16 protein-coding genes are annotated in these 19,643 nt (G+C 59.9%); 13 read left to right on the top strand and 3 right to left on the bottom strand.

What is annotated here, in order from left to right; genetic code table 11:
- Window positions 1-32 precede the first annotated feature (32 nt).
- The 5 genes from HW556_RS02520 to HW556_RS02500 all read left to right on the top strand — a co-directional run bounded on the left by HW556_RS02520 (window position 33) and on the right by HW556_RS02500 (window position 4,272).
- Window positions 33-1,115, top strand: coding sequence for a sensor histidine kinase (locus HW556_RS02520; RefSeq protein WP_176897681.1), 1,083 nt, complete (start codon window positions 33-35; stop codon window positions 1,113-1,115).
- A gap of 28 nt (window positions 1,116-1,143) precedes the next feature.
- Entirely contained in the window at window positions 1,144-1,932 is a 789-nt protein-coding gene (locus HW556_RS02515) for a LytR/AlgR family response regulator transcription factor (RefSeq protein WP_176897679.1), read from the top strand.
- Window positions 1,933-2,040: 108 nt separating this feature from the next.
- Entirely contained in the window at window positions 2,041-3,312 is a 1,272-nt protein-coding gene (eno, locus tag HW556_RS02510; protein WP_176897678.1) for a phosphopyruvate hydratase, read from the top strand.
- Window positions 3,313-3,503: 191 nt separating this feature from the next.
- Window positions 3,504-3,818 carry an FtsB family cell division protein gene (locus HW556_RS02505; RefSeq protein ID WP_176897676.1) on the top strand — a complete coding sequence of 105 codons (315 nt, stop codon included), beginning with the start codon at window positions 3,504-3,506 and terminating at the stop codon, window positions 3,816-3,818.
- 13 nt (window positions 3,819-3,831) lie between these two features.
- Complete coding sequence (locus HW556_RS02500; RefSeq protein ID WP_176897674.1) at window positions 3,832-4,272, top strand: hypothetical protein; 441 nt, start codon at window positions 3,832-3,834, stop codon at window positions 4,270-4,272.
- Here the strand turns inward: HW556_RS02500 and HW556_RS02495 are convergent.
- On the bottom strand, window positions 4,269-5,480 hold the full coding sequence (locus tag HW556_RS02495) for an anhydro-N-acetylmuramic acid kinase (RefSeq protein ID WP_176897672.1): 1,212 nt from the start codon (window positions 5,478-5,480) through the stop codon (window positions 4,269-4,271). The genes HW556_RS02500 and HW556_RS02495 overlap by 4 nt on opposite strands.
- A gap of 143 nt (window positions 5,481-5,623) precedes the next feature.
- Window positions 5,624-7,486 carry a Fe-S protein assembly chaperone HscA gene (hscA, locus tag HW556_RS02490; protein WP_176897670.1) on the bottom strand — a complete coding sequence of 621 codons (1,863 nt, stop codon included), beginning with the start codon at window positions 7,484-7,486 and terminating at the stop codon, window positions 5,624-5,626.
- A 498-nt stretch (window positions 7,487-7,984) separates the two neighbouring features.
- Here hscA and HW556_RS02485 point away from each other — a divergent pair, with 498 nt between their 5' ends.
- The 8 genes from HW556_RS02485 to HW556_RS02450 all read left to right on the top strand — a co-directional run bounded on the left by HW556_RS02485 (window position 7,985) and on the right by HW556_RS02450 (window position 17,053).
- Complete coding sequence (locus tag HW556_RS02485; protein WP_176897668.1) at window positions 7,985-10,075, top strand: DUF4331 family protein; 2,091 nt, start codon at window positions 7,985-7,987, stop codon at window positions 10,073-10,075.
- A 178-nt stretch (window positions 10,076-10,253) separates the two neighbouring features.
- Window positions 10,254-11,579 (top strand): tetratricopeptide repeat protein, encoded by a 1,326-nt coding sequence (locus HW556_RS02480; protein WP_176897666.1) that lies wholly within the window; start codon window positions 10,254-10,256, stop codon window positions 11,577-11,579.
- A 172-nt stretch (window positions 11,580-11,751) separates the two neighbouring features.
- Complete coding sequence (locus HW556_RS02475; RefSeq protein WP_176897664.1) at window positions 11,752-12,417, top strand: HupE/UreJ family protein; 666 nt, start codon at window positions 11,752-11,754, stop codon at window positions 12,415-12,417.
- Window positions 12,418-12,573: 156 nt separating this feature from the next.
- A complete protein-coding gene (locus HW556_RS02470) occupies window positions 12,574-12,960 on the top strand; it encodes a hypothetical protein (RefSeq protein ID WP_176897661.1) in 387 nt (128 codons plus the stop codon).
- A gap of 127 nt (window positions 12,961-13,087) precedes the next feature.
- A complete protein-coding gene (locus tag HW556_RS02465; protein WP_176897659.1) occupies window positions 13,088-15,373 on the top strand; it encodes a TonB-dependent receptor in 2,286 nt (761 codons plus the stop codon).
- A gap of 120 nt (window positions 15,374-15,493) precedes the next feature.
- Window positions 15,494-15,703 carry a hypothetical protein gene (locus tag HW556_RS02460; protein ID WP_176897657.1) on the top strand — a complete coding sequence of 70 codons (210 nt, stop codon included), beginning with the start codon at window positions 15,494-15,496 and terminating at the stop codon, window positions 15,701-15,703.
- Window positions 15,704-15,832: 129 nt separating this feature from the next.
- Complete coding sequence (locus HW556_RS02455) at window positions 15,833-16,681, top strand: murein L,D-transpeptidase catalytic domain family protein (protein ID WP_176897655.1); 849 nt, start codon at window positions 15,833-15,835, stop codon at window positions 16,679-16,681.
- A 54-nt stretch (window positions 16,682-16,735) separates the two neighbouring features.
- On the top strand, window positions 16,736-17,053 hold the full coding sequence (locus tag HW556_RS02450) for a hypothetical protein (RefSeq protein WP_176897653.1): 318 nt from the start codon (window positions 16,736-16,738) through the stop codon (window positions 17,051-17,053).
- A 90-nt stretch (window positions 17,054-17,143) separates the two neighbouring features.
- Here HW556_RS02450 and HW556_RS02445 read toward each other — a convergent pair whose 3' ends face one another.
- Window positions 17,144-19,510, bottom strand: a complete 2,367-nt coding sequence (locus tag HW556_RS02445; protein ID WP_176897651.1) for an alpha-amylase family glycosyl hydrolase — start codon at window positions 19,508-19,510, stop codon at window positions 17,144-17,146.
- Window positions 19,511-19,643 lie beyond the last annotated feature (133 nt).

The following is a 19,643-nucleotide window of genomic DNA, read 5'->3' as shown; positions in this document are numbered from 1 at the left end:
AGACCCTCCCTGCTGCTAATTTGGCTTCATTGATGCTAATCCAACGCCCCGGCCGCTCCGACTTACTGCTGGTACTAGTCTATTGGCTGCTGGCCGCGCCCATCATTTTCTACAGTTACCTACAGGATTTCGGGCTGGGACGGGCTACGACTACCATTCTGTATACCGTGGGGCTCGACACGTTGGCCGTGTACGTGCTGGTGTTCGGATTGCTGCCCCTGGCACTGTCCCGCAGTAGCCCCTGGGTGGTGTTGGGGGCCTTGGTGATGTTCATAGCAATCGATGCACATCTGTACTGGTTGGGCTACTGGGTACTGCTCGACGACAAACCATTGCAATGGACCCCCACTTTAATGCTTTACACCATCATGCGGCATACTCAAAGCTACGGTCTGCTGGGCGTGCTGATGGCGGGCAAGCGCTATTTCGATGTGCAGAAGCGACTGCTGCAAACCCAGCAGGCCCAGACCCAAAGCGAGCTGCGTAACCTCAAGGCCCAACTCGATCCGCACTTCCTGTTCAACAACCTCAACGTGCTGCGCGGCCTCATTCAGCAGGACCCTGCCGAAGCCAACGAGTACCTCAACCGGTTCGCCGGCCTTTACCGGCTGCTGGTGCGGAACCAGAACGAGGACTTTGTGACTGTGAGCGAGGAGCTGCGCTTCGCGGAGGAATACATCTATCTGCTTCGGCACCGCTTCGGCACGGCCTATGAGTTTCGGCTGGAACTGCTACCCGGCTCCGCCTGGGACCAGCGGCTGGTGGTGCCGGGTACGCTGCAGCAACTGCTCGAAAACGCCATCAAGCATAACGCCGGCAACGAAGACGATCCGCTGGTAATCGAAATTACGGCCACGGCGGATAGCCTGACGGTGCGCCACCCGCGCCGTCCCAAGCTGACGGCCGTCGACTCGACTGGGACCGGGCTGGCAAACCTACGGGAGCGGTACCGGCTGCTGTTCGACCAGGAAATCCGGGTAGTGAACACGGCCGCTACGTTTGCCGTGACGGTGCCCGTGCTGATCCAGTCGCCGGTCAGGGTGCCCGCTGATGTTCGTTTTGTGTCGGTCAATGGTGAGAGGGCACAAACCCCGTCCTCACATAATTTCGGATAACACCCTGTCGTCTGCTTTTGCTGTTTGTATGCACATTCTGATTCTGGAAGATGAGGCACTGGCTGCCCAACAGGTGGTGGCGTTTGCTATTCGGGCAGGGCTGAACGAAGCGGACCTGACGGTGCTGCGGAGCATTGAAAAAGCCCTGGCCTGGCTTCAGGGTAACCCCATGCCGGACTTGATTCTGTCCGATATCGAGCTGCTCGATGGCAATGTATTCGCCCTATACGAGCGGTTTCAGGTCACCTGCCCCATCATTTTTACCACGGCCTACGACCAGTTCCTGCTGCCCGCCTTCCGGGGCAACGGCATTGCTTATCTGCTCAAGCCGTTTACCTACGAGCAGTTCGAGGAAGCCCTGACCAAGTATCAGCTACTACGCCGCAACTTCGCCGCTTCTGATCCGGCGCCGCCGGCTGGTCTGAGTCCGGCGTTGGTGCAGGAGCTGAGTGCGGCCTTACGCCAGGGAAGCCAGCCCCGGTACCGGCAGCGGCTGTCGGTGCGGGTGCGCAACGGCCTATATGTGCTGCAAACCGATGATGTGGCCTACCTGCAGGCCGACGAGGGCGTGGTGTTTGCCGTGGATGGGGCCGGCGTGCGCCACCCGCTTACCGGAACGCTCACGGAGTTGGAAGCCCAGCTCGACCCGACTCGGTTCGGACGGCTCAACCGCTCGGAGCTGGTGAACGTGGCGTTTGTGGAACGTGTGGAGCCCTATTTCAACAACCGGCTGGTAGTGAAGCTGCGGGCTGGTGCGGTTTCGTTGATGACCAGTGCGGCCCAAACGCCCGAGTTTCGGCGCTGGTTGGAAGGGTAGGGGCGCTACAGTGAGGGCCGAAACGTCGAAGAACCTATTTACCTTGCGGGCCCGCGGCCGTAAAGCTGTTGGTTAATTCGTAATCTGTTTCATCAACCCCTTTCGCTCATGAGCATTATCACCGAAATCCACGCGCGCCAGATATTCGATTCACGCGGTAATCCGACCGTGGAAGTAGATGTAACCACCGACAGCGGCACCGTAGGCCGCGCTGCCGTACCCAGTGGTGCCAGCACCGGTAAGCACGAAGCCGTGGAGCTGCGCGACAACGACAAGGCTATGTACATGGGCAAAGGTGTACTGCGGGCAGTGGAGAATGTGAACACGACCATTGCCGAGGAACTGGTGGGCTTTTCGGTGTTCGAGCAGGGCCTGCTCGACAAAATTATGCTGGAGCTTGACGGTACGCCTAATAAGGCCAACCTGGGTGCCAACGCTATTCTGGGCGTGTCGCTGGCTGTGGCTCGTGCTGCCGCCGCCGAGGTGGGTATGCCTTTGTACCGCTACGTAGGCGGCGTGAATGCCACTACGCTGCCTGTGCCGATGATGAACATTCTCAACGGTGGCTCGCACGCCGACAACAGCATCGACTTCCAGGAGTTCATGATTATGCCGGTGGGCGCTTCGAGCTTCTCGGAGGCACTACGCTGGGGCACCGAAATCTTCCACCACCTCAAGGAAGTACTCAAAAAGCAGGGTTTCAGTACCAACGTAGGCGACGAGGGCGGCTTTGCTCCCAACATCAAGAGCAACGAAGACGCTATCAAAATTGTACTGCAGGCCATCGAGAAGGCCGGCTACAAGCCCGGCGACGAGGTGATGATTGCCATGGACGCCGCCGCTTCGGAGTTCTATTCCGATGGTCACTACCACTTCAAGAAGAGCACTGGCGACAAGCTGACCTCGTCGGAAATGGTGAGCTACTGGACCGACTGGACCAAGAAGTACCCCATCATCAGCATCGAGGATGGCATGGACGAGGACGACTGGAGCGGCTGGAAGGACCTGACCAACAGCATCGGTAAAACCACCCAGCTGGTGGGCGACGACCTATTTGTGACCAACGTTGACCGCCTGCAGCGCGGTATTGATGAGCAGATTGCCAACTCCATCCTCATCAAAGTAAACCAGATTGGCACGCTCTCCGAAACGATTGACGCTATCAACCTGGGCCGCCGCCACGGCTACAAGAGCATCATGAGCCACCGTTCGGGCGAAACCGAGGACAACACCATTGCCGACCTGGCCGTGGCCCTCAACACCGGCCAGATCAAGACCGGCTCGGCCTCTCGTTCCGACCGCATGTCGAAATACAACCAGTTGCTACGCATTGAGGAAGAGCTGGGCGAAATTGCCTACTTCCCCGGCCGCAAGATGTAATTCTGCAGCCTTTTGCGTTCTGTTAACAGACGGTATCACTCCTTGGGGAGTGGTACCGTTTTGGTTTTAGTGGATATGTAGGCCTCAAATGGCTGAACTGGCCTGATAGGGTAGTTGGTTGAAATAACGGATATTTGTCATGCTGACGTCGGTATCTGCGGCATTGGCGAAATCTGAACGACCCGTGAATTATGAGAGTAGGAGAGTTATTCGGCCGCATTCCCCGCTTTCTGCGCAATTTCTATTTCCTGACCGGACTGGCGTTTCTGGTCTGGATGTTTCTGTTTGATGCCAACGATTTGGTACGGCAGTACGACATGTACGCCAAGTGGCAGGAGCTACAGGGCGACCGGGAATATTACCTGCGCGAGATTGACAAGGTGAAGAAAGACCGCGCTGAACTGCTGAGCAGCCCCGAGCTGCTGGAAAAGTTCGCCCGCGAGAAATACATAATGAAGCGGCCGGGAGAGGACGTATTCGTACTCGTGCCCCAAGAGGAGAACTAACCCAGCCCGGCTGATGCAAGCGCGAATCGGCATCCTGACTTCGGCACTGTTGACTGCAGGCCTGCTACTGGCCACGCCAGGGATGGCCCAGCAGCGCACGAGCTCTCAGGTACAGGTGGCGCGGCAGTTCTGGCTGGCGGCCGTAGGGCAGGAGTGGCGGCCGGCTTACCGCCGCCTTACTCCCGCTGCCCAGGCTACAATGAGTCCGCAGCAATTCCGGCAGTCCATCCGGCAGTTACGGGACCCGATACGCCGTTTTGGGCCAGCCATCGACCTCTACAAGATGGGCTTTCGGCTGCGCGAAACGGCCGTACCCGAAACCTTCGTCACCTACAGCTTCCGCGCCGACACGCTGGCTGTGCGCCCGCACTTCCAGTTGCACGTCAGCTTCCAGGACTCCGCAGGTCGCTTAGTGCAAAGCTTTCGGGTGGTGCAGAGCACCAGCTCACCTTAATCGGGCAGCGAGATTTTGCCCATCCGGATGGCTGGCACGCGCTGACGACCAGCCCCGATACTGAAGGGCCGGCCGGCTACGGCCTCGTTGGCCAGCAGCGCGAACAGAATGGCCTCCTTGGCATCGGGTGGCACGCCCAGGGCGGCGGTGCTGGCGAAGTTACAGGCGGGCAGATGGCGTTGCAGTGCGGCCAGCAGCATGGGGGTGTGGGCGCCCCCGCCGCTGGCGTATACGGCCAGGGCCGGCTGCTCGGCCAACGCCAGCCGCACTGCCCGCGCCACGCCGGTTGCGCTTAGCTCCACCAACGTAGCCAGCAAGTTCTCGACTGGCAGGGCCTGCGTGCCAGTGCGTGCCTGAGCAGCCTCCAGGTAGGCCGGGCCGAACAGCTCGGGGCCGGTGGTTTTGGGCAATGCCGCTGCAAAGAATGGGTGGTTGAGTAGTTCGGCCAGCAAATCCGGGTGTACTGTGCCGGCGGCGGCCAGCCTGCCGTCCTCGTCAAAGGCCAGCTGCGGGAAGTGGGCGCGTACTACGGCGTCGAGCAGGGTGTTGGCGGGGCCGGTATCGGTGCTGAAAGCGGCACTGGCAGTCTGGGTGCTCTCGGAGTTGGTGCGGGGCAGGTAGGTGAAATTGGCAATGCCGCCTAGGTTGAGCAGCAAACGCTCCTCATCGGGGCTGCTGAGCAACAGGAAGTCGCCGTAGGTAGCCAATGGCGCGCCTTCGCCTCCGGCCGCTAGGTGTTTCTGACGAAAGTCGCCCACGGTGATGATGCCGGTACCCACGGCCAGATGGTCGGGGTCGCCGAGCTGTAGCGTGGCGTTGAGGCCGGGGAAATCGGGGTGCTGGTGCTGATGGGCGGGGGCGTGGTACACCGTCTGGCCGTGGCTGGCTAGCAGATCGACCTCGGCCGGCGCTACCTGCCACTCGTGCAGGCAGGCGAGCACCATGCGGGCGTGCTGCTGGCCTATCCACGGGTTGAGCAGCGTTAGGTACTCCAGGCTTACCTGCTCGCGGGCAAATACCTGCCGCACTCGCCGCCGGAACTCCTCATTGTATGGCACTGTGGCAAAGTGCTCCAGCTCCAGCCGCGTGGCCGTGCCGTGCCCGTGCAGGCGGCACAAGGCCACATCCAACCCATCGAGCGAAGTACCCGACATCAGCCCGATAATCCGGCGGCTGGGCTGCTGAGCAAGTTGGGCGAGGCGGTGCATAGTATAATGGTTAGTGAAGGAACATCATTCAGAGCGAAGCGAAGAATCTCGTGTGCCAAAGTAAACCCCTATTGTCAGGAATACTTTAGTACGCGAGATTCTTCGCTTCGCTCTGAATGACGTTCTTTCCTACTCCCTAACAGCTACTCAATCTTCTTACCAGCCATTGCTTGGCTGATGCTGATGTTCATCACGCGCTCGGCGAAGGGGCGGGTGAGTTCTTCCAGCTCGTCCACGGCTTTCAGCATCACGTCCTTTTCCGGGGCCTGCAGAGCGGCTTTCAGCTTCGTTACGCCGGCCTGGGTTTGCGTGAGTTCCTCGACGGTTAGATGCTGGCCGTTTTTGGCCACGAACCGCTCCACTTGGTAGAGCATCTGCTCGGCTACGGTGCGGGCTTCGATAACCATGCGGGCGGCCACGTCTTCGCGTGCGTGGGTGAGCGAGTCCATCAGCATCTGCTCCACCTGCTCGTCGGTGAGGCCATACTGGGGCTTGATTTCGACTTCCTGGCGGGTGCCGGAACGTAGTTCGATGGCCTCAACTTTCAGGATGCCGTCGGCGTTGAGGATGAAGTTGACATCGACTTTGGGCAGACCGGCAGGCATGGCCGGGATGCCGCGCAAATCGAACTCGGCCAGCTTGCGGTTTTCCTTCACCACGTCCCGCTCGCCCTGATACACCGAAATCTTCAGGTTTACCTGCCCATCCACACTGGTGGTGTACTGGCGGCCGGCCTTGGTCGGGATTTTGGAGTTGCGCGGGATAATCGGGTCCATCAGGCCGCCCAGGGTTTCAATGCCCAGCGTGAGCGGCGTCACGTCGAGCAGTAGCACGTCGCGGCGGTTGCCGGCCAGAATATCGGCCTGAATGGCCGCACCCAGCGCCACCACTTCGTCGGGGTTGAGCGAGTTGTTGGCTTCCTGCCCGAAGAACTTCGACACCGACTCGTGTACCAGCGGCACCCGGGTCGAGCCGCCCACCAGCAGCACGGCGTCGAGCTGGTCAGCGGTCAGGCTCGCGTCTTTCAAGGCGCGGCGGCACGAGTCAATCGTGCGCTCTACCAGCGGGCGGGCCAACTCGTCGAACTCGGCGCGGCTGAGGCGTACCACCACTTCGTCGCCGAGGTTGCCGGCAAAGTCGTCGTGCTGGCTTAGGTAGCGCTTAGCCGATTCGGCCAGTAGCCGCAGCTCCTGCTGCAACGAACCGTTGCCTTCGAGTTGGGTTGTCAGGCTATGTTGTGTGGTCCAGTGTTCGGCTACAACGCGGTCGAGGTCGTCGCCTCCCAAATAGGTGTCGCCATTGGTGCTCAGGACTTCAAAAATGCCTTGGTGCAGCTTCAGAATGCTTACATCGAAGGTGCCACCGCCCAGGTCGTACACGGCCACCGTTTTTTCCTCGTCGGGGTTCAGGCCGATGCCGTAGGCCAGGGCCGCTGCCGTGGGCTCGTTCACAATGCGCAATACTTCCAGGCCCGCCAGGCGGCCGGCGTCGCGGGTGGCTTGGCGTTGCGAGTCGTTGAAATAGGCCGGCACCGTAATGACGGCCTTGTTGACGGGCGTTTTTAGGGCGTGCTCGGCTCGGGTGCGCAACTCCTTCAGTATCTCGGCCGACAACTCGATAGGCGAGTAGAACCGGTCGCCGACCCGAATTTTCACCAGACCCTCCGAGTTATCGTCAATCACCTTATAGCCCAGGCCGCCGGCATGCTGGCCCAGGTCGTGGTAGCTTTTGCCCAGCAGACGCTTCACCGAATAAATGGTGTTTTGCGGGTCAGAAAGCAGATACTCCTTGGCCTCGGTGCCTACCAGCGGCGACTCGCCGCCCTGCGGGAAATGCACCACTGAAGGTATGATGGTTCCCCGGCCCTGGTCGTTGATGGCCAGCGGCTGGCGGTTTTCGGGGTGGATGTAGGCGACCAGCGAGTTGGTGGTGCCCAGGTCGATACCCACGATAATTTCTTCCTGCTGAATACTGCCGGTAGAAAGGTTGATTGCAACTTTAGCCATAGGGAACAACGAGGCGGCGGGGCCGCACGGAAAGCAGGAAAACGGATGAGACTGGCTGCTACAACAGCTGCCCCATTGAAAGGGCCAAAATTACGCAACAAAAGTCCGGCCCTACCAGGTTGCCTGAGCCAAGCCCAAATGGCCACTAGTACGCGCCAGTCGTCAAGGGCATTTATCAGAGTAACAACAAAAACTGGAATTGGCAGAGCTGATAATCAGGCACAAGGATTAGGGTTACGGTTTTTGAGAAATAAATGGTATATAATTACGATCATTTAAATCCACTATTCAGCTGTGTTGCGTACGCTTCTCGTGGGCAGTATTGCCGCGCTTATCCATTGTTTGCCGGCCACTACCTAACTGGCTGGGATACCACGCTCTTACTATAGGCCATTACTGGTCCTGTTGCACTTGTCTTTCAGGCCTCTTTCCAGAGGTCTTATCCGCTGTTCCGGTCGCTGTGGCCGGTTCTTTTTTCATTTTTTTATCCTTTTCATCATGCCCAAATTTCTTACTCGTCCTATTCTGCCTATCGCGCTGGCTGCTGCTACCGTGGCTGGCCTGATGGCTTGGACTGCCCAGCAGACTACGCTCGAAGCATCGAGCCACCGCGAGGCGCCTCTTATTGCCGACGACCCGTTGGCCGACAACACTGACGTATATGCCTTCCGCGACCCCAACAATGCGGAAATGGTCAACCTTATCGTCAATTATATTCCGCTGGAACTGCCCCAGGGTGGCCCCAACTACAATACGTTCGGCGAGAACGTGCGCTACGAAATCCACGTCAAAAACGACGGCAGCAAGGCCAACGCCGACGACATCACCTACCGCTTCACCTTTAAGCGGGTGAATCAGGATCCGACTACGTTCTTTAATATCCGGCTGGGTAAAGAGAACCTGAAGGCCACCTACACTATGGAGCGCAGCGTAAACGGCGGCGCTTTCACGACCCTTAAAACCGATGGTGTGGTGCCACCGCCCAACATTGGCCCGCGTTCCATTACCGGCGCTGCTGGCTTGGGCGCACCGAGCTACGAAAGCCTCTTCACGGGAGCAATTCAGACGGTAGATGGCGACATCAAGGTGTTCTGCGGACCCGTTGATGACCCGTTCTTTGTGGATCTGGGTGGCATTTTTGATTTGGGTGGCATTCGCACGGCCAACGCCCGCGACGGCGTAGCCCGTAAGAACACTCACACCATTGCCCTGCAAATTCCGATTGCCAAGCTCCAGAAGGATGGCAAGACGGGCGCACAGGCTGCCAATATTCTTGATGGTGACTACATCATTGGTGTGTGGGCCTCGGCCAGCCGCCAGTCCATCCGCACTATCAACACCACCGATGGCACGCAGGCCCACAGTGGCACCTGGGTGCAGGTTTCGCGTTTGGGCATGCCGCTGACAAACGAGGTTATCGTGCCCATCGGCGCTAAGGACCGTTGGAACTACGACACCCCTTACACCGAGCAAGCCACCACCGAGGACTACCTTTCGAACCCCGAACTGGCCCTGTACATGGCCGAGGGTGAAGGCTACTTCGGAACGGCAGTACCAGGTTTCAACCAGCTGCGCATTCAGCGTAATTCGCTGGGCTCTTTTGACTTCGCCAACGGCAAAAACGGCGTTTCGGCGCTACTCAACGCGGCTCCCGCCGATGTTGCCGGCACGGCCTTCGCCAAAGTGGCTAACGGTGGCTTCGCCGAATACCTGCTGCGCCCGGGCAAGCCCCGCTCGGTGGATATTCTGCCCATTTTCCATACGGGTGTGCCCAACTTGCCGCCTTACCAACTGGCTAACATCAAACCTGCCGGTCAGCCTCTGGCTGCCGGTAAGCCGTTCGTCAACAACTTCATGCCGCTCATCGACAACGTAGGTGCTGCGGCTGGTGTAGGTGGCGACATGCTGCGCCTGAACATGGCCGTACCAACGACGCCGCGTAATTCGGCTGACTTCAGCTCGGAAGGTCTGTTGGCTGCTGCTGTGTTGGGTCTGACTGATGCTCGTTTTAACACGACCAATACCCTGCAACCCATCCCGAACATGGATGGCTTCCCGAATGGTCGTCGTTTAGAGGATGATATTACCCGCATTGAGCTGCAGGCTGTGGGTGGCATTGTGCTGGCAGCCATTGGCCTGCCCTATGAGGCCGCCTCGCCCGGCTTGGCCGGCGCTCTGGCCTTCCGCACCGGTATCGAGAAAAACGATACCACGTTCCGCACGGGCTTCCCGTACGTGCAGTTGCCATGGGCCGGTACTAAGGCCCAGAGCACGATTACCTCGCAGCTTGGCGCAGCTGGTTTCAGCCTGAAGCCGGAGATTGTGGCCGCTGCTCAGAACTATCCAAATCCGTTCAACGAGGTTACCAAAATTACCTACGAAGTAGCCACGAAGACCCCGCTGACGATGTTCGTGAGCGACCTGACGGGCCGCCGCGTGGCCACGCTGATGGAAGGCAAGGCTCACAAAGTGGGTAAGTATGAGCAGAAATGGACGCCCGGCCCCGAAGTAGCCGCCGGCACCTATGTGCTGACGATTGCCACGGGCAAAACCGTGTTGCAGTCGATGAAGCTGGTACATAACCAGTAAGTCGGTTTAACGCTGGCCGGCGCGAGTAGTACTCGTGCCGGCTAGCTGCTGACGGATAGCCGGGCCCTGGGTGAGTCTGCCTATCTTACTGGCTGCCGACGGGGGAACCGGCCACCAGGCCGGTTCCCTTTGCGGTTGTTAGCCATTTCCTAATCACTGGAATATATACGCTGAGTACGTGAGAAAATACCTTTACCCATCCCTTATCCTGTTGTTTCTGGCCCTTGGGGTAACCATTTACCTGACCCGCACGCCTGACCCTGTACCGCAGTTGCGGGCGCGGCGCGGCGACCTAGCGGCCGGTGGCGAATGGGTGAACACCAAAGCGGCCATTGAAGGCCTGCTGGCCAACCTGCGCGCCAAACCCGACGACACGAAATCGAAAGTGCTGCTGGCCCAGGCCTACATGCAAGAAGCACGCGTAACCGGCGACCATCCGTACTATGATACGGCCGCCATGCAGTTGCTGAACGAAGTGCTGCGCGCCGAACCCGAGAACTTTGAGGCCCTGTGCTGCAAAGCCTCGCTGAGTCTGACCCAACACCACTTCTCGGAAGGGCTGGCCATTGCCGAAAAAGCTGTGGCCCTGAACCCAAACAATGCCTTTGTATACGGCTTGCTCTGTGACGCTAATGTGGAGCTGGGCCGCTACGAGGAGGCCATTAAGATGGCCGACAAGATGAATACCGTGCGCCCCGATTTGCGCTCCTACTCGCGGGTTTCGTACCTGCGCGAAATCCACGGCGACCTGCCGGGAGCTATTGACGCCATGCAAATGGCTGTAAAGGCTGGCTACGCTGGCCTAGAGCAAACCGAGTGGGCCCGCATTACGCTGGGGCACCTTTACGAAACCACCGGCGACCTGACCAATGCCGAGCAGGCGTATCGGATGGCGCTGACCGCCCGCCCGTATTACGCCTATGCACTCGCCGGACTGGGCCGCGTAGAGCAGGCCCGTAACAACTACCCCGAAGCCATCAAGTATCTGGAGCAGGCTCGCAATACGGTGAAGGATTACACTTTCGCCGAAGAACTGGCCACCCTCTACCAGCTCAACAACCAACCCGCCGAGGCCCGCAAAATGGAGGCCGAAGCCATCGGAATGCTCGCCTCGGACGCCAACGCGGCCGATGAGAACGAAGACCTGGGCCATTACGCCGACCGGGAGCTGGCCTACGCCTACCTCGAAACCGGAGAGCTGGACAAAGCCCTCGAACACGCCAAAATTGAATACGACCGACGCCCAGACAACATCGACGTGAACGAAACCCTGGCTTGGGTTTCGTACAAGCGTGGTGAATATCCGGCCGCCGCTACCTATATGAAAGCGGCCCGCCGCACCAACTCCCAGAACCCGGTGCTACTATGCCGCGCCGGCCTCATTGCCTCCAAAAATGGCAACCCCACCGAAGGGCAGGCCCTCATTAAACAGGCCTTGGCCATCAACCCCTACCTCAGCCTCGACCTTGCCGAGGAAGGCCGCAAGCTGCTGGCGACGCGGTAGGACCAAGGTGTTTGCTAAATGAGAACAGTGTCATGCTGAACTCCGTCGAAGCATCTCTACTACAATGGCAATCCTGTTGACTGTAACGAAGCGGTAGAGATGCTTCGACTGCGCTCTGCTTCGCTCAGCATGACAGGTAATCCAATACCAACCCTTCATATTAAGACACTTCATGCGCGCCACTCGCTTCGTTCGCTGCCTGCCACTCCTTGCCGCGCTTCTGTTGCTGCCGGGGCTGGTCGATGCGCACGTGCTGGATGCGGATCTGAGCAAACTCTCGCGTACCGATATCTTCTTCACCTACCTGAAGCTCGGCTACACCCACATTCTACCGCTGGGTATCGACCATGTGCTGTTTGTGCTGTGTTTGTACCTGTTGGAGCCGCGCCTTAAGCCGGTGCTCTGGCAGGCTACGGCCTTCACGGTGGCGCACTCCATCACGCTGGGGCTGGCCATGTACGGCGTGGTGTCGCCACCGGCTAGCCTGATTGAGCCCCTGATTGCACTGTCGATTCTGTTCGTGGCCATCGAGAACATCGTGGTCGAGCACCTGAATCCGTGGCGTCTTGTGGTGGTGTTCGGGTTCGGACTGCTGCACGGACTGGGCTTTGCCGGAGCCCTCACCGGCCTGGGTTTGCCACCCAACATGTTTGTCGAGTCGTTGGTGGCCTTCAATATTGGGGTGGAACTGGGGCAAGTTTCGGTGATTCTGCTGGCCTGGCTGCTGATTGGCCGCTGGGCTGCCGACAAACCCTGGTATAAGCGCCGCATTTTGGTGCCCGCCTCGGTAGCTATTGCCCTCATGGCCGCCTACTGGACTTTTGAACGGCTGAGTTGAGTAGAAAAAGAAATAAAGAGCGTCATGCTGAGCGTAGTCGAAGCATCTCTACCGCAACGCTAATTAATACTAATACTACTGCAACGAAGCGGTAGAGATGCTTCGACTACGCTCAGCATGACGTCCTTTTCACCAGCAACCAACGACTAACCCTAAATGCTCCGCTACCTGCTCCTGCTGCTGCTTTTGCTACCCTACCTGGGAGGCATCGGCGCGGGCTTGGTGGGGAGGCCTGAACCGGCGGGACCCACTGCCGCGCATCCGTATAGGCATAGCGCAGCCTGCCAGCACGAGAACTACCTGCGCCTCGACTGCTTCGATACCTGCAACGGCAACCAGTCGGCGGTAGAGGTCCAGACCAAGAACACGACGCCGGCCCAACTACTGGCGTCGGCCAAGAGTATCGATCTGCATTGCCTGCCCGAAACGCCCCACCTGCAAGTGGTACAGTTCCGGCAGTTTGTAGGGCATCAGCCGGCCGCCGAGCCGGCCACAACGGCCGGAAACCGGTCGATTCCGGAACAGCCGCCCCGTTGCGGATAATTGGATATGCCTCCTAACCAGGAGGTGGGCCTGTGCCGTTGGCGCGGGCCGTTGTCAACTTATCTTCTGACTCAGACGCGCCGCTAAAGGGCCTTGGGCCGTGCGCGGCGCGTTGTATTGCGGCTGTATGCGCCTTTTTTATTGGATAACCGTTGCCGGCACGATGCTGGTAGCGTGGGGGTGCGGGGCCGAAGCTCGTGCTCAGAACACCGCCGTACTACGCGGTAGCGTGGCCGATTCGGCTTCGGGCCGGCCCCTGAGTGGGGTGAGTGTGCGGCTGGCTGACCGCGTAGAGGCCACCGTAGCCGACGAACTGGGTAGGTTCCGGCTGACGGGGCTGCCGGCCGGAACCTACGTGGTGCGGGCCACTGGTCTGGGCCTCGCGGCACGGCAGCAAACTGTAACCGTGGCTGCTGGCCAGACCGCCACTGTGGCCCTGCGCCTGCCCGCTACCTCGCTCACGCTGGCCGAAGTAACCGTGGCCCAGCCCCGCGACCCCAACCAGTCGCTGGCCGTTATTTCCAACATCGATAGATTGCTGCGGCCCGTGAACTCGGCCCAGGACCTGCTGCCGCTGGTGCCGGGCCTGGTGATTGCCCAGCATGCGGGTGGTGGCAAGGCCGAGCAGATTTTTGTGCGCGGATTCGACGCCGACCACGGCACCGACTTTAACGTGAGCATCGATGGGCTGCCGGTGAATATGGTCAGCCACGCCCACGGGCAGGGCTATGCCGATTTCCACTTTGTGATACCGGAAACCGTGGACCAATTGCGGGTGTACAAAGGCCCCTATACGGCCCGATTCGGCGACTTCGCCACGGCTGGCGCGGGCGAGTTTACCACCAAGACCCGCCTCGACCAAAGCCAGGTGAAACTGGAAGTAGGTCAGTTTGACACCCGCCGCGCCGTAGCGCTGGTGAACCTGCTGCCGGTGCGGCCCACCGGCCAGCGGCAGGCCGCGGCCTACGTGGCCGGCGAGTACACGTTCGCCAACTCGTACTTCGACGCCAAGCAGGACTTTAGGCGCTTTAATGGACTGGCCAAATACACTGGCCAGCTCTCCGACCGCTCTTCGCTGATGGTGCTCGGCTCGCAGTTCGCCTCGAAGTGGGATGCCTCGGGCCAGATTCCGGAGCGCGGTGTCGACGACGGCACGATTTCGCGCTTCGGCAGCATCGACCCCACCGAGGGCGGCTCTACCAGCCGCACCAACGCCACGGCCGTGCTCACCACCGACCTGCCCCACAACGCCGTGCTGCGCCAGCAGGTGTACTACACGCGCTACGATTTCAACCTGTACTCCAACTTCACGTTCTTCCTAAACGACCCGGTAAACGGTGATGGAATCCGGCAGACCGACGCGCGCAACCTCTACGGCTACACCGGCACCTACAGCCGCGACCTGCAACTGGGCAGCCGCACGCTGCGCACCGTAGCCGGCCTGGGCACCCGCCTCGACGACACCCACATTGCCCTGCGTAACTCGGCGCGCCGCGTAGTGCTCGACACGATTCGTTCGGGACGGGTGTACGAGCAGAACTTCAATGGCTACCTCGAAGGAACGCTCGGCCTCACCGACCGACTCACGCTCAACGCCGCGCTGCGGGCCGATTACTTCCGCTTCGCGTTCCGCGAAGACCGGGCGGCGGCCGACTCAGTATCGGGCCGGGCGGGCAAGGGGCGCGTGAGCCCTAAGCTGAACCTGTACTACGATGTGAATCCGGCCGTGCAGCTGTTCGTGCGCTCAGGTTTCGGCTTCCACTCCAACGATGCCCGGGCCGTGGTGACCAACGCGGCGGCCAATGTACTGCCCCGCGCCATCGGCTACGAGGTGGGCAGCACGTTCAAGCCGGTGCCCGCGCTGGTGATAAATGCCGCGCTGTGGGCGCTGCACCTGCAGGATGAGTTGATCTATGTGGGCGACGAGGGCGTAGTGGAAAGTGCCGGCCGCACCCGCCGCCTGGGCTTCGACCTTTCGGCCCGCTACCAGCTCACGCGCCTGCTGTTTGCTGATGTAGACCTGAACCTGAGCCGCGGCCGACTGGTAGACGAACCCGAAGGAGCCAACCGGATTCCACTGGCCCCCAGCCTCACCAGCGTTGGCGGCCTCACGCTGCGGGCCCCCAGCGGCCTCGGCGCTAGCCTGCGTTACCGCCACATCGATTCGCGGGCGGCCAACGAGGACAACTCGGTGCAGGCTAGAGGCTACTTCCTGCTCGATGCCGTGTTGAGCTATACCAAAAGCCGGTTTCAGGTGGGTGCCTCCGTCGAAAACCTGCTGAACGTGGAGTGGAACCAGGCCCAGTTCGATACCACCACCCGCCTCCGCAACGAGGCCGAGCCGGTGTCGGAGCTGCACTTCACGCCCGGCACCCCCTTCTACGCCAAGCTCAACGCCAGCTTGTTTTTCTAGGGCCTTTTGTTCGACGCGTACCCTTTTCTGCTACGTTTCGGGATGGCAATGCGCCTGAATACAGCGGCAGTTTAAACGAGCTTTTCAAGGCTCATTTCTCAACTTTACTTCTTCTGCATCATGTCTTTCTTCTCCTTTACAAATTCCGTCGATACGCAAACTGCCATTCGGCTGGCCTTCACCAGTACCACTACCCAACCAATGTCTGATGCGGGTGCTCCGCCGCCGCTACCTCCGGGCACCCGGCAGCGGTACCGGGAAATTAAAGCGCAGGCCCACTGCCGCACCCACGCCCGCTCCACGCCCCACAGTTCGGCCAAACGCTGGTAACAGCAAATATGAAAGCCGCTTTCCACTCCGGAAAGCGGCTTCTTTGTGAGTCATGTTTCGACTTGCCTCGTTCTTTATTTGCATCCGGCGGCGTAAATGCACATTTTGGCCCCAAGCCTGCTGCTACTTATGAAATTTTACACTCCGCACTCCCTTCTTCCTGTTCTGTTACTCGGCCTAATGGGGCTGGGGGCCGGGTGCCAGTCGGCGGGCGGCGAGGTGGCAGCGGCCCGCCAGAGTGCAACAGTGGCCATACCGGTATCAGCGCCGGTAGTGCCGCCCGTACCAGCCGTCGATTCGCTGGCTTCCACGCCGCTGGCGCCGCTGCCCAACGTGTCGCCGGAGTTGCGTGCAGCTGTAACCGAGCTACGCGCCCGTTTGGGGCCGGAAGCCGCTGCGTTGCGGCCTGAAGTGCTGGAGCGGGCCTGCGTGGGCTACCTCAACCTGCGGCAGTCCGGCCGCATCAGCCGGCCAGGCATATTGGCCATTGCCGATATGGATTTGCCTTCCTCCGAGCCGCGCCTGTGGGTACTCGATTTGCGGGCCGGCCAAGTGCTCCACCGTAGCCCCGTGGCCCACGGCCGCGGCTCGGGCGAGGGCGTGCAGGCTCGGCGCTTCTCCAATACCATCAAGTCGGCCTGCACGGCCCTGGGTTTCTACCGCACCCAGGATACCTACCGGGGCAAGCATGGCCTCTCGCGCCGCCTGCGCGGCCTAGATGCCGGCCACAACGATAATGCTTTGCGCCGCTACGTGGTGCTGCACAGCGCCGACTACGTAAGCACCGCTTTTATGGAGCAACATGGCCAGGCCGGCAACAGCCGCGGCTGCCCCGCCCTGCCCCCCGATCAATACCGGGCCATCATCGGGGCAGTAGGCGAAGGTGGCTGCCTCTACCTCAGCGGCCCCGGCCTCGAATCGAAGTGGCTCGACGGAGCTGGCGCGGCCCGGCGGCTGGCGGCGCAGGGGTGGCTGTAGGGTGTTGTGCCTTTGTACAAGTTGACAGCAGGTGCCTTCTATGGATGAAACGGTATGAGCGCTAAAATTCAAGCTGCGTTGGGAATCTTAATGGTAGTAGGATTCCTTGTTCTGTCTATCCGTACAAGCAGGCAAAGGGCTGATTTATTGGGTAATGGGGTATGTGTCAGCGGTGTTGTTAAAGATTCATATTATTTGAAAAGCACCTGGAAAACCAAAGTTGCATTGTTGTACGAAGGGCGCATTTATGAAAACGATGGAGTCGCTTCGGAAAAGTATAAGATTGGTGATTCTATCAGAGTGAAAATTCTGCCGAATGATCCGGATGGACTGATACTGATATCAGACAGCGAAGATGCTATCTGTGAATAAAAACAGAAGCCATAACCAGAGAACAGCGCATATAAAAAAGCCCCGCTGGACCATTCCAGCGGGGCTTTTGCTTTGTGAAAAAACGTAAGATTACTGCACCACTACTTTCCGGCTCAGGTTCAGTTCCGGAACGCTCAGCTGGTACACGCCGGCGGGCAGGGCACGGCCCGGGGTCAGGCGCTGCTCGTTGGAGCCAGGGTATAGCCGCACCGACTGCTCGTGCACGAGGCGTCCCGTGAGGTCGACGAGGCGCAGGGTGGCGGTCAGGTCGCGGGGCGTTTGGAGCACCATGTCGATGCGCCCGGCGCTGGTAGGGTTAGGGTACACCATCAGATCGGTGCCGGTAGGGGCAGCTGCGGCAGTGGACGTGACAACGCTTTCGCGCAGGGCAACGCTCGTGAGCACGGCCGGGGCAGTGTAGGTTGCTTTCAGGAATGCACGCTGGGCGGGGTTGGCCGTGGAGGTGTTTTTGGCCCGCAGCGTAATCCAGCCGGTGGCGGTGGGCGAATAGGTGCCGGTGAGGTTGCCAGTGCCGGTTCTGCTGCTCAGTATGGCATTGGAGGGGCTCACCAGCTCCACAGCTAGGCTGCGCGTGGCGTTGGTCGGAAACAGGGTGTACGTAATCGTTTTGCCCGACTGTACATAGATGCGGCCCGCCGTGCGGTATGCCGTAGACGAGGCCGGCAACTGCCCGCCCTGCTTAAGCGACGAAGGGTGCGAGTCGCCCAAATCGTCGGCCAGCTCCCACTCCTGGGTGGTGGGCATGGCGGGGCGGTTGTAGTTGGTGCCGATGCCCGTAGGAGCCCACACCGAGTAGCCGCGTCGGCCACCGGCGGCCGTGCCATTGCAGGGCGGCGTATTGATGGTTACGGTTTGGGAGCCGCTCACCGTAACGGTAGTAGTGCCATTGGCTCCCGAGTAGTCCTTGAGCACAGTGCCGGGCGCAAAATCGGTGCTGACCGTGCTGTTCTGCCAAGTGCTGAAGTTGTCGTTGATGCCGATGAGGGCCTTGGTGCTACGCTCAATCACGAGGTGGTCGGCGGCCTGCCAGCGCACTTTGTACGCGCCCTCCTTGAACCGCAGGTTCTGGTGGCACCAAATCAGGTTTTCAATGTCGGAGCGTTGCGGCAGGTCGACGGTGCTGGTGGGCTGGTGCGAGTACCGTTTGCCCGTGTTACCGATATTGAACAGGTCTTCAAAGAAAATCTGGGGCGAGCCATCCACAGCCAGTGCGGCGGCATATGCGGCCGAGAGGCGCGGATCGAACGGGTCGATGTGCGGGGCCAGCTCCGAGCCCGAATTCCAGCCGGTGTAATTGCCATTGGTGCTTACTTGGGGCCGGAACGTGTCGTGGTTGTTTACGAATGGTACCGTGCGGTGCACGAACGTGCCGTTGATGTTGAACACGCGGGCATTCTGCTGGTAACCCGGCAACGAACCTAGGTCGAAGTTGCCGCCCCCGCTTACAATGCTGTACAGGGCGTTGCGCAGCGAAAAGTCGAAGGTGCCGGCGCGGTTCTGCACGCTGGCCACCCAGCTGTCCATCTGGCCGCTGCTGCCTACCCATTCGCCCACGGCGTACATGGTAGCCCCACCGTTGGCCCAGCCAGCATTGGTCTGCATATTATAGAGGAAATCCTCCATGGCAAATTCGGGGAAGTGCTTCACTGCATCCAGGCGCACCCCATCAAAGCCCTGCTGCTTCTTGTACCATACCAGCCAATTGCGCTGGCCGGCGCGCATGTAGTCGGCCCCTTGGGTCGGGTTGAAGGTAGCGTTGGAACTCTGCCCATACGAGCCGTTGTAGTAGCTGATGTCGGGGCCAAACAGCACTTGGTTCTGGTCGCCGGAGGTGGAGTTGTTGCCGGGATTGGGGGTGAAATTCTGCCAGTTTTTAGGGAAGCGGCCGTTGCGGGCCAAGTAGTTGGCGGCCGTTTCGTCGGTAGCAGGCTTGCTGTAGCTCACGTACCGGAAGTTTTTGTACTTACTGGTAGTGAAGTCTTCCCAAGCTGCTGGGTCCTGGCCGCCGCCGCCGGTCTGCGAGCCGGCCCCGTCGTTGTGGTTGAGCACGATGTCCTGCACCACCTCAATGCCGTTGGCGTGTAGCACGGCTACGGCCCGTAGCAGCTCGTCCTTGTTGCCCAGGCGGGTGGCCGTGAAGCCTTTCTGGTACTTGTCGCCTAGGTCGTAGTTGTCGAAGGGCGAGTAGCCGTTGCCCTGGTTACCGTTCTTGATGCTGGGCGGCAGCCAGACCGCATCGATGCCCATAGCTTTCAGGCGCGGAGCCAGCAGGGCAATGTAGTTGGCCCAGCCATTGGGGTAATTGGTGTTCCAGTAGTCCCACCAGTAGCCCTGCAGAACTACTTTTTGGGCTTTGGCAGGTTGGCCGCCCAATATAAGTAGAGCAGCGGCGGCCAGCGTAAGCTTGCGCCACCAGGAGTTTGTAGAAGTGTGCATGTGGGAATTGGGGAAATTGGTGGGAAATCGGTCGGCCGCAAGCCGCAGTGCGGAGTCGGCCGCAAGCCATGGAATAGCATGTCCTAAATTCGGTAATTAAATAGTAATATATCGGTGTTGTATTGCTCTGTTG

Source organism: Hymenobacter terrestris, from assembly GCF_013377905.1.
Lineage (GTDB): Bacteria > Bacteroidota > Bacteroidia > Cytophagales > Hymenobacteraceae > Hymenobacter > Hymenobacter terrestris.
Note: the sequence above shows the minus strand (reverse complement) of the source record. Positions and strands in the feature narration are given on the sequence as shown.

Coding starts and splice junctions, on each gene's coding strand:
- HW556_RS02505 (WP_176897676.1), top strand. CDS start 3,504: ATGAGAGTAGGAGAGTTATTCGGCCGCATTCCCCGCTTTCTGCGCAAT.
- HW556_RS02475 (WP_176897664.1), top strand. CDS start 11,752: ATGCGCGCCACTCGCTTCGTTCGCTGCCTGCCACTCCTTGCCGCGCTT.
- HW556_RS02500 (WP_176897674.1), top strand. CDS start 3,832: ATGCAAGCGCGAATCGGCATCCTGACTTCGGCACTGTTGACTGCAGGC.
- HW556_RS02460 (WP_176897657.1), top strand. CDS start 15,494: ATGTCTTTCTTCTCCTTTACAAATTCCGTCGATACGCAAACTGCCATT.
- HW556_RS02465 (WP_176897659.1), top strand. CDS start 13,088: ATGCGCCTTTTTTATTGGATAACCGTTGCCGGCACGATGCTGGTAGCG.
- HW556_RS02520 (WP_176897681.1), top strand. CDS start 33: ATGCTAATCCAACGCCCCGGCCGCTCCGACTTACTGCTGGTACTAGTC.
- HW556_RS02445 (WP_176897651.1), bottom strand. CDS start 19,510: ATGCACACTTCTACAAACTCCTGGTGGCGCAAGCTTACGCTGGCCGCC.
- eno (WP_176897678.1), top strand. CDS start 2,041: ATGAGCATTATCACCGAAATCCACGCGCGCCAGATATTCGATTCACGC.
- HW556_RS02515 (WP_176897679.1), top strand. CDS start 1,144: ATGCACATTCTGATTCTGGAAGATGAGGCACTGGCTGCCCAACAGGTG.
- hscA (WP_176897670.1), bottom strand. CDS start 7,486: ATGGCTAAAGTTGCAATCAACCTTTCTACCGGCAGTATTCAGCAGGAA.
- HW556_RS02470 (WP_176897661.1), top strand. CDS start 12,574: ATGCTCCGCTACCTGCTCCTGCTGCTGCTTTTGCTACCCTACCTGGGA.
- HW556_RS02450 (WP_176897653.1), top strand. CDS start 16,736: ATGAGCGCTAAAATTCAAGCTGCGTTGGGAATCTTAATGGTAGTAGGA.
- HW556_RS02495 (WP_176897672.1), bottom strand. CDS start 5,480: ATGCACCGCCTCGCCCAACTTGCTCAGCAGCCCAGCCGCCGGATTATC.
- HW556_RS02455 (WP_176897655.1), top strand. CDS start 15,833: ATGAAATTTTACACTCCGCACTCCCTTCTTCCTGTTCTGTTACTCGGC.
- HW556_RS02485 (WP_176897668.1), top strand. CDS start 7,985: ATGCCCAAATTTCTTACTCGTCCTATTCTGCCTATCGCGCTGGCTGCT.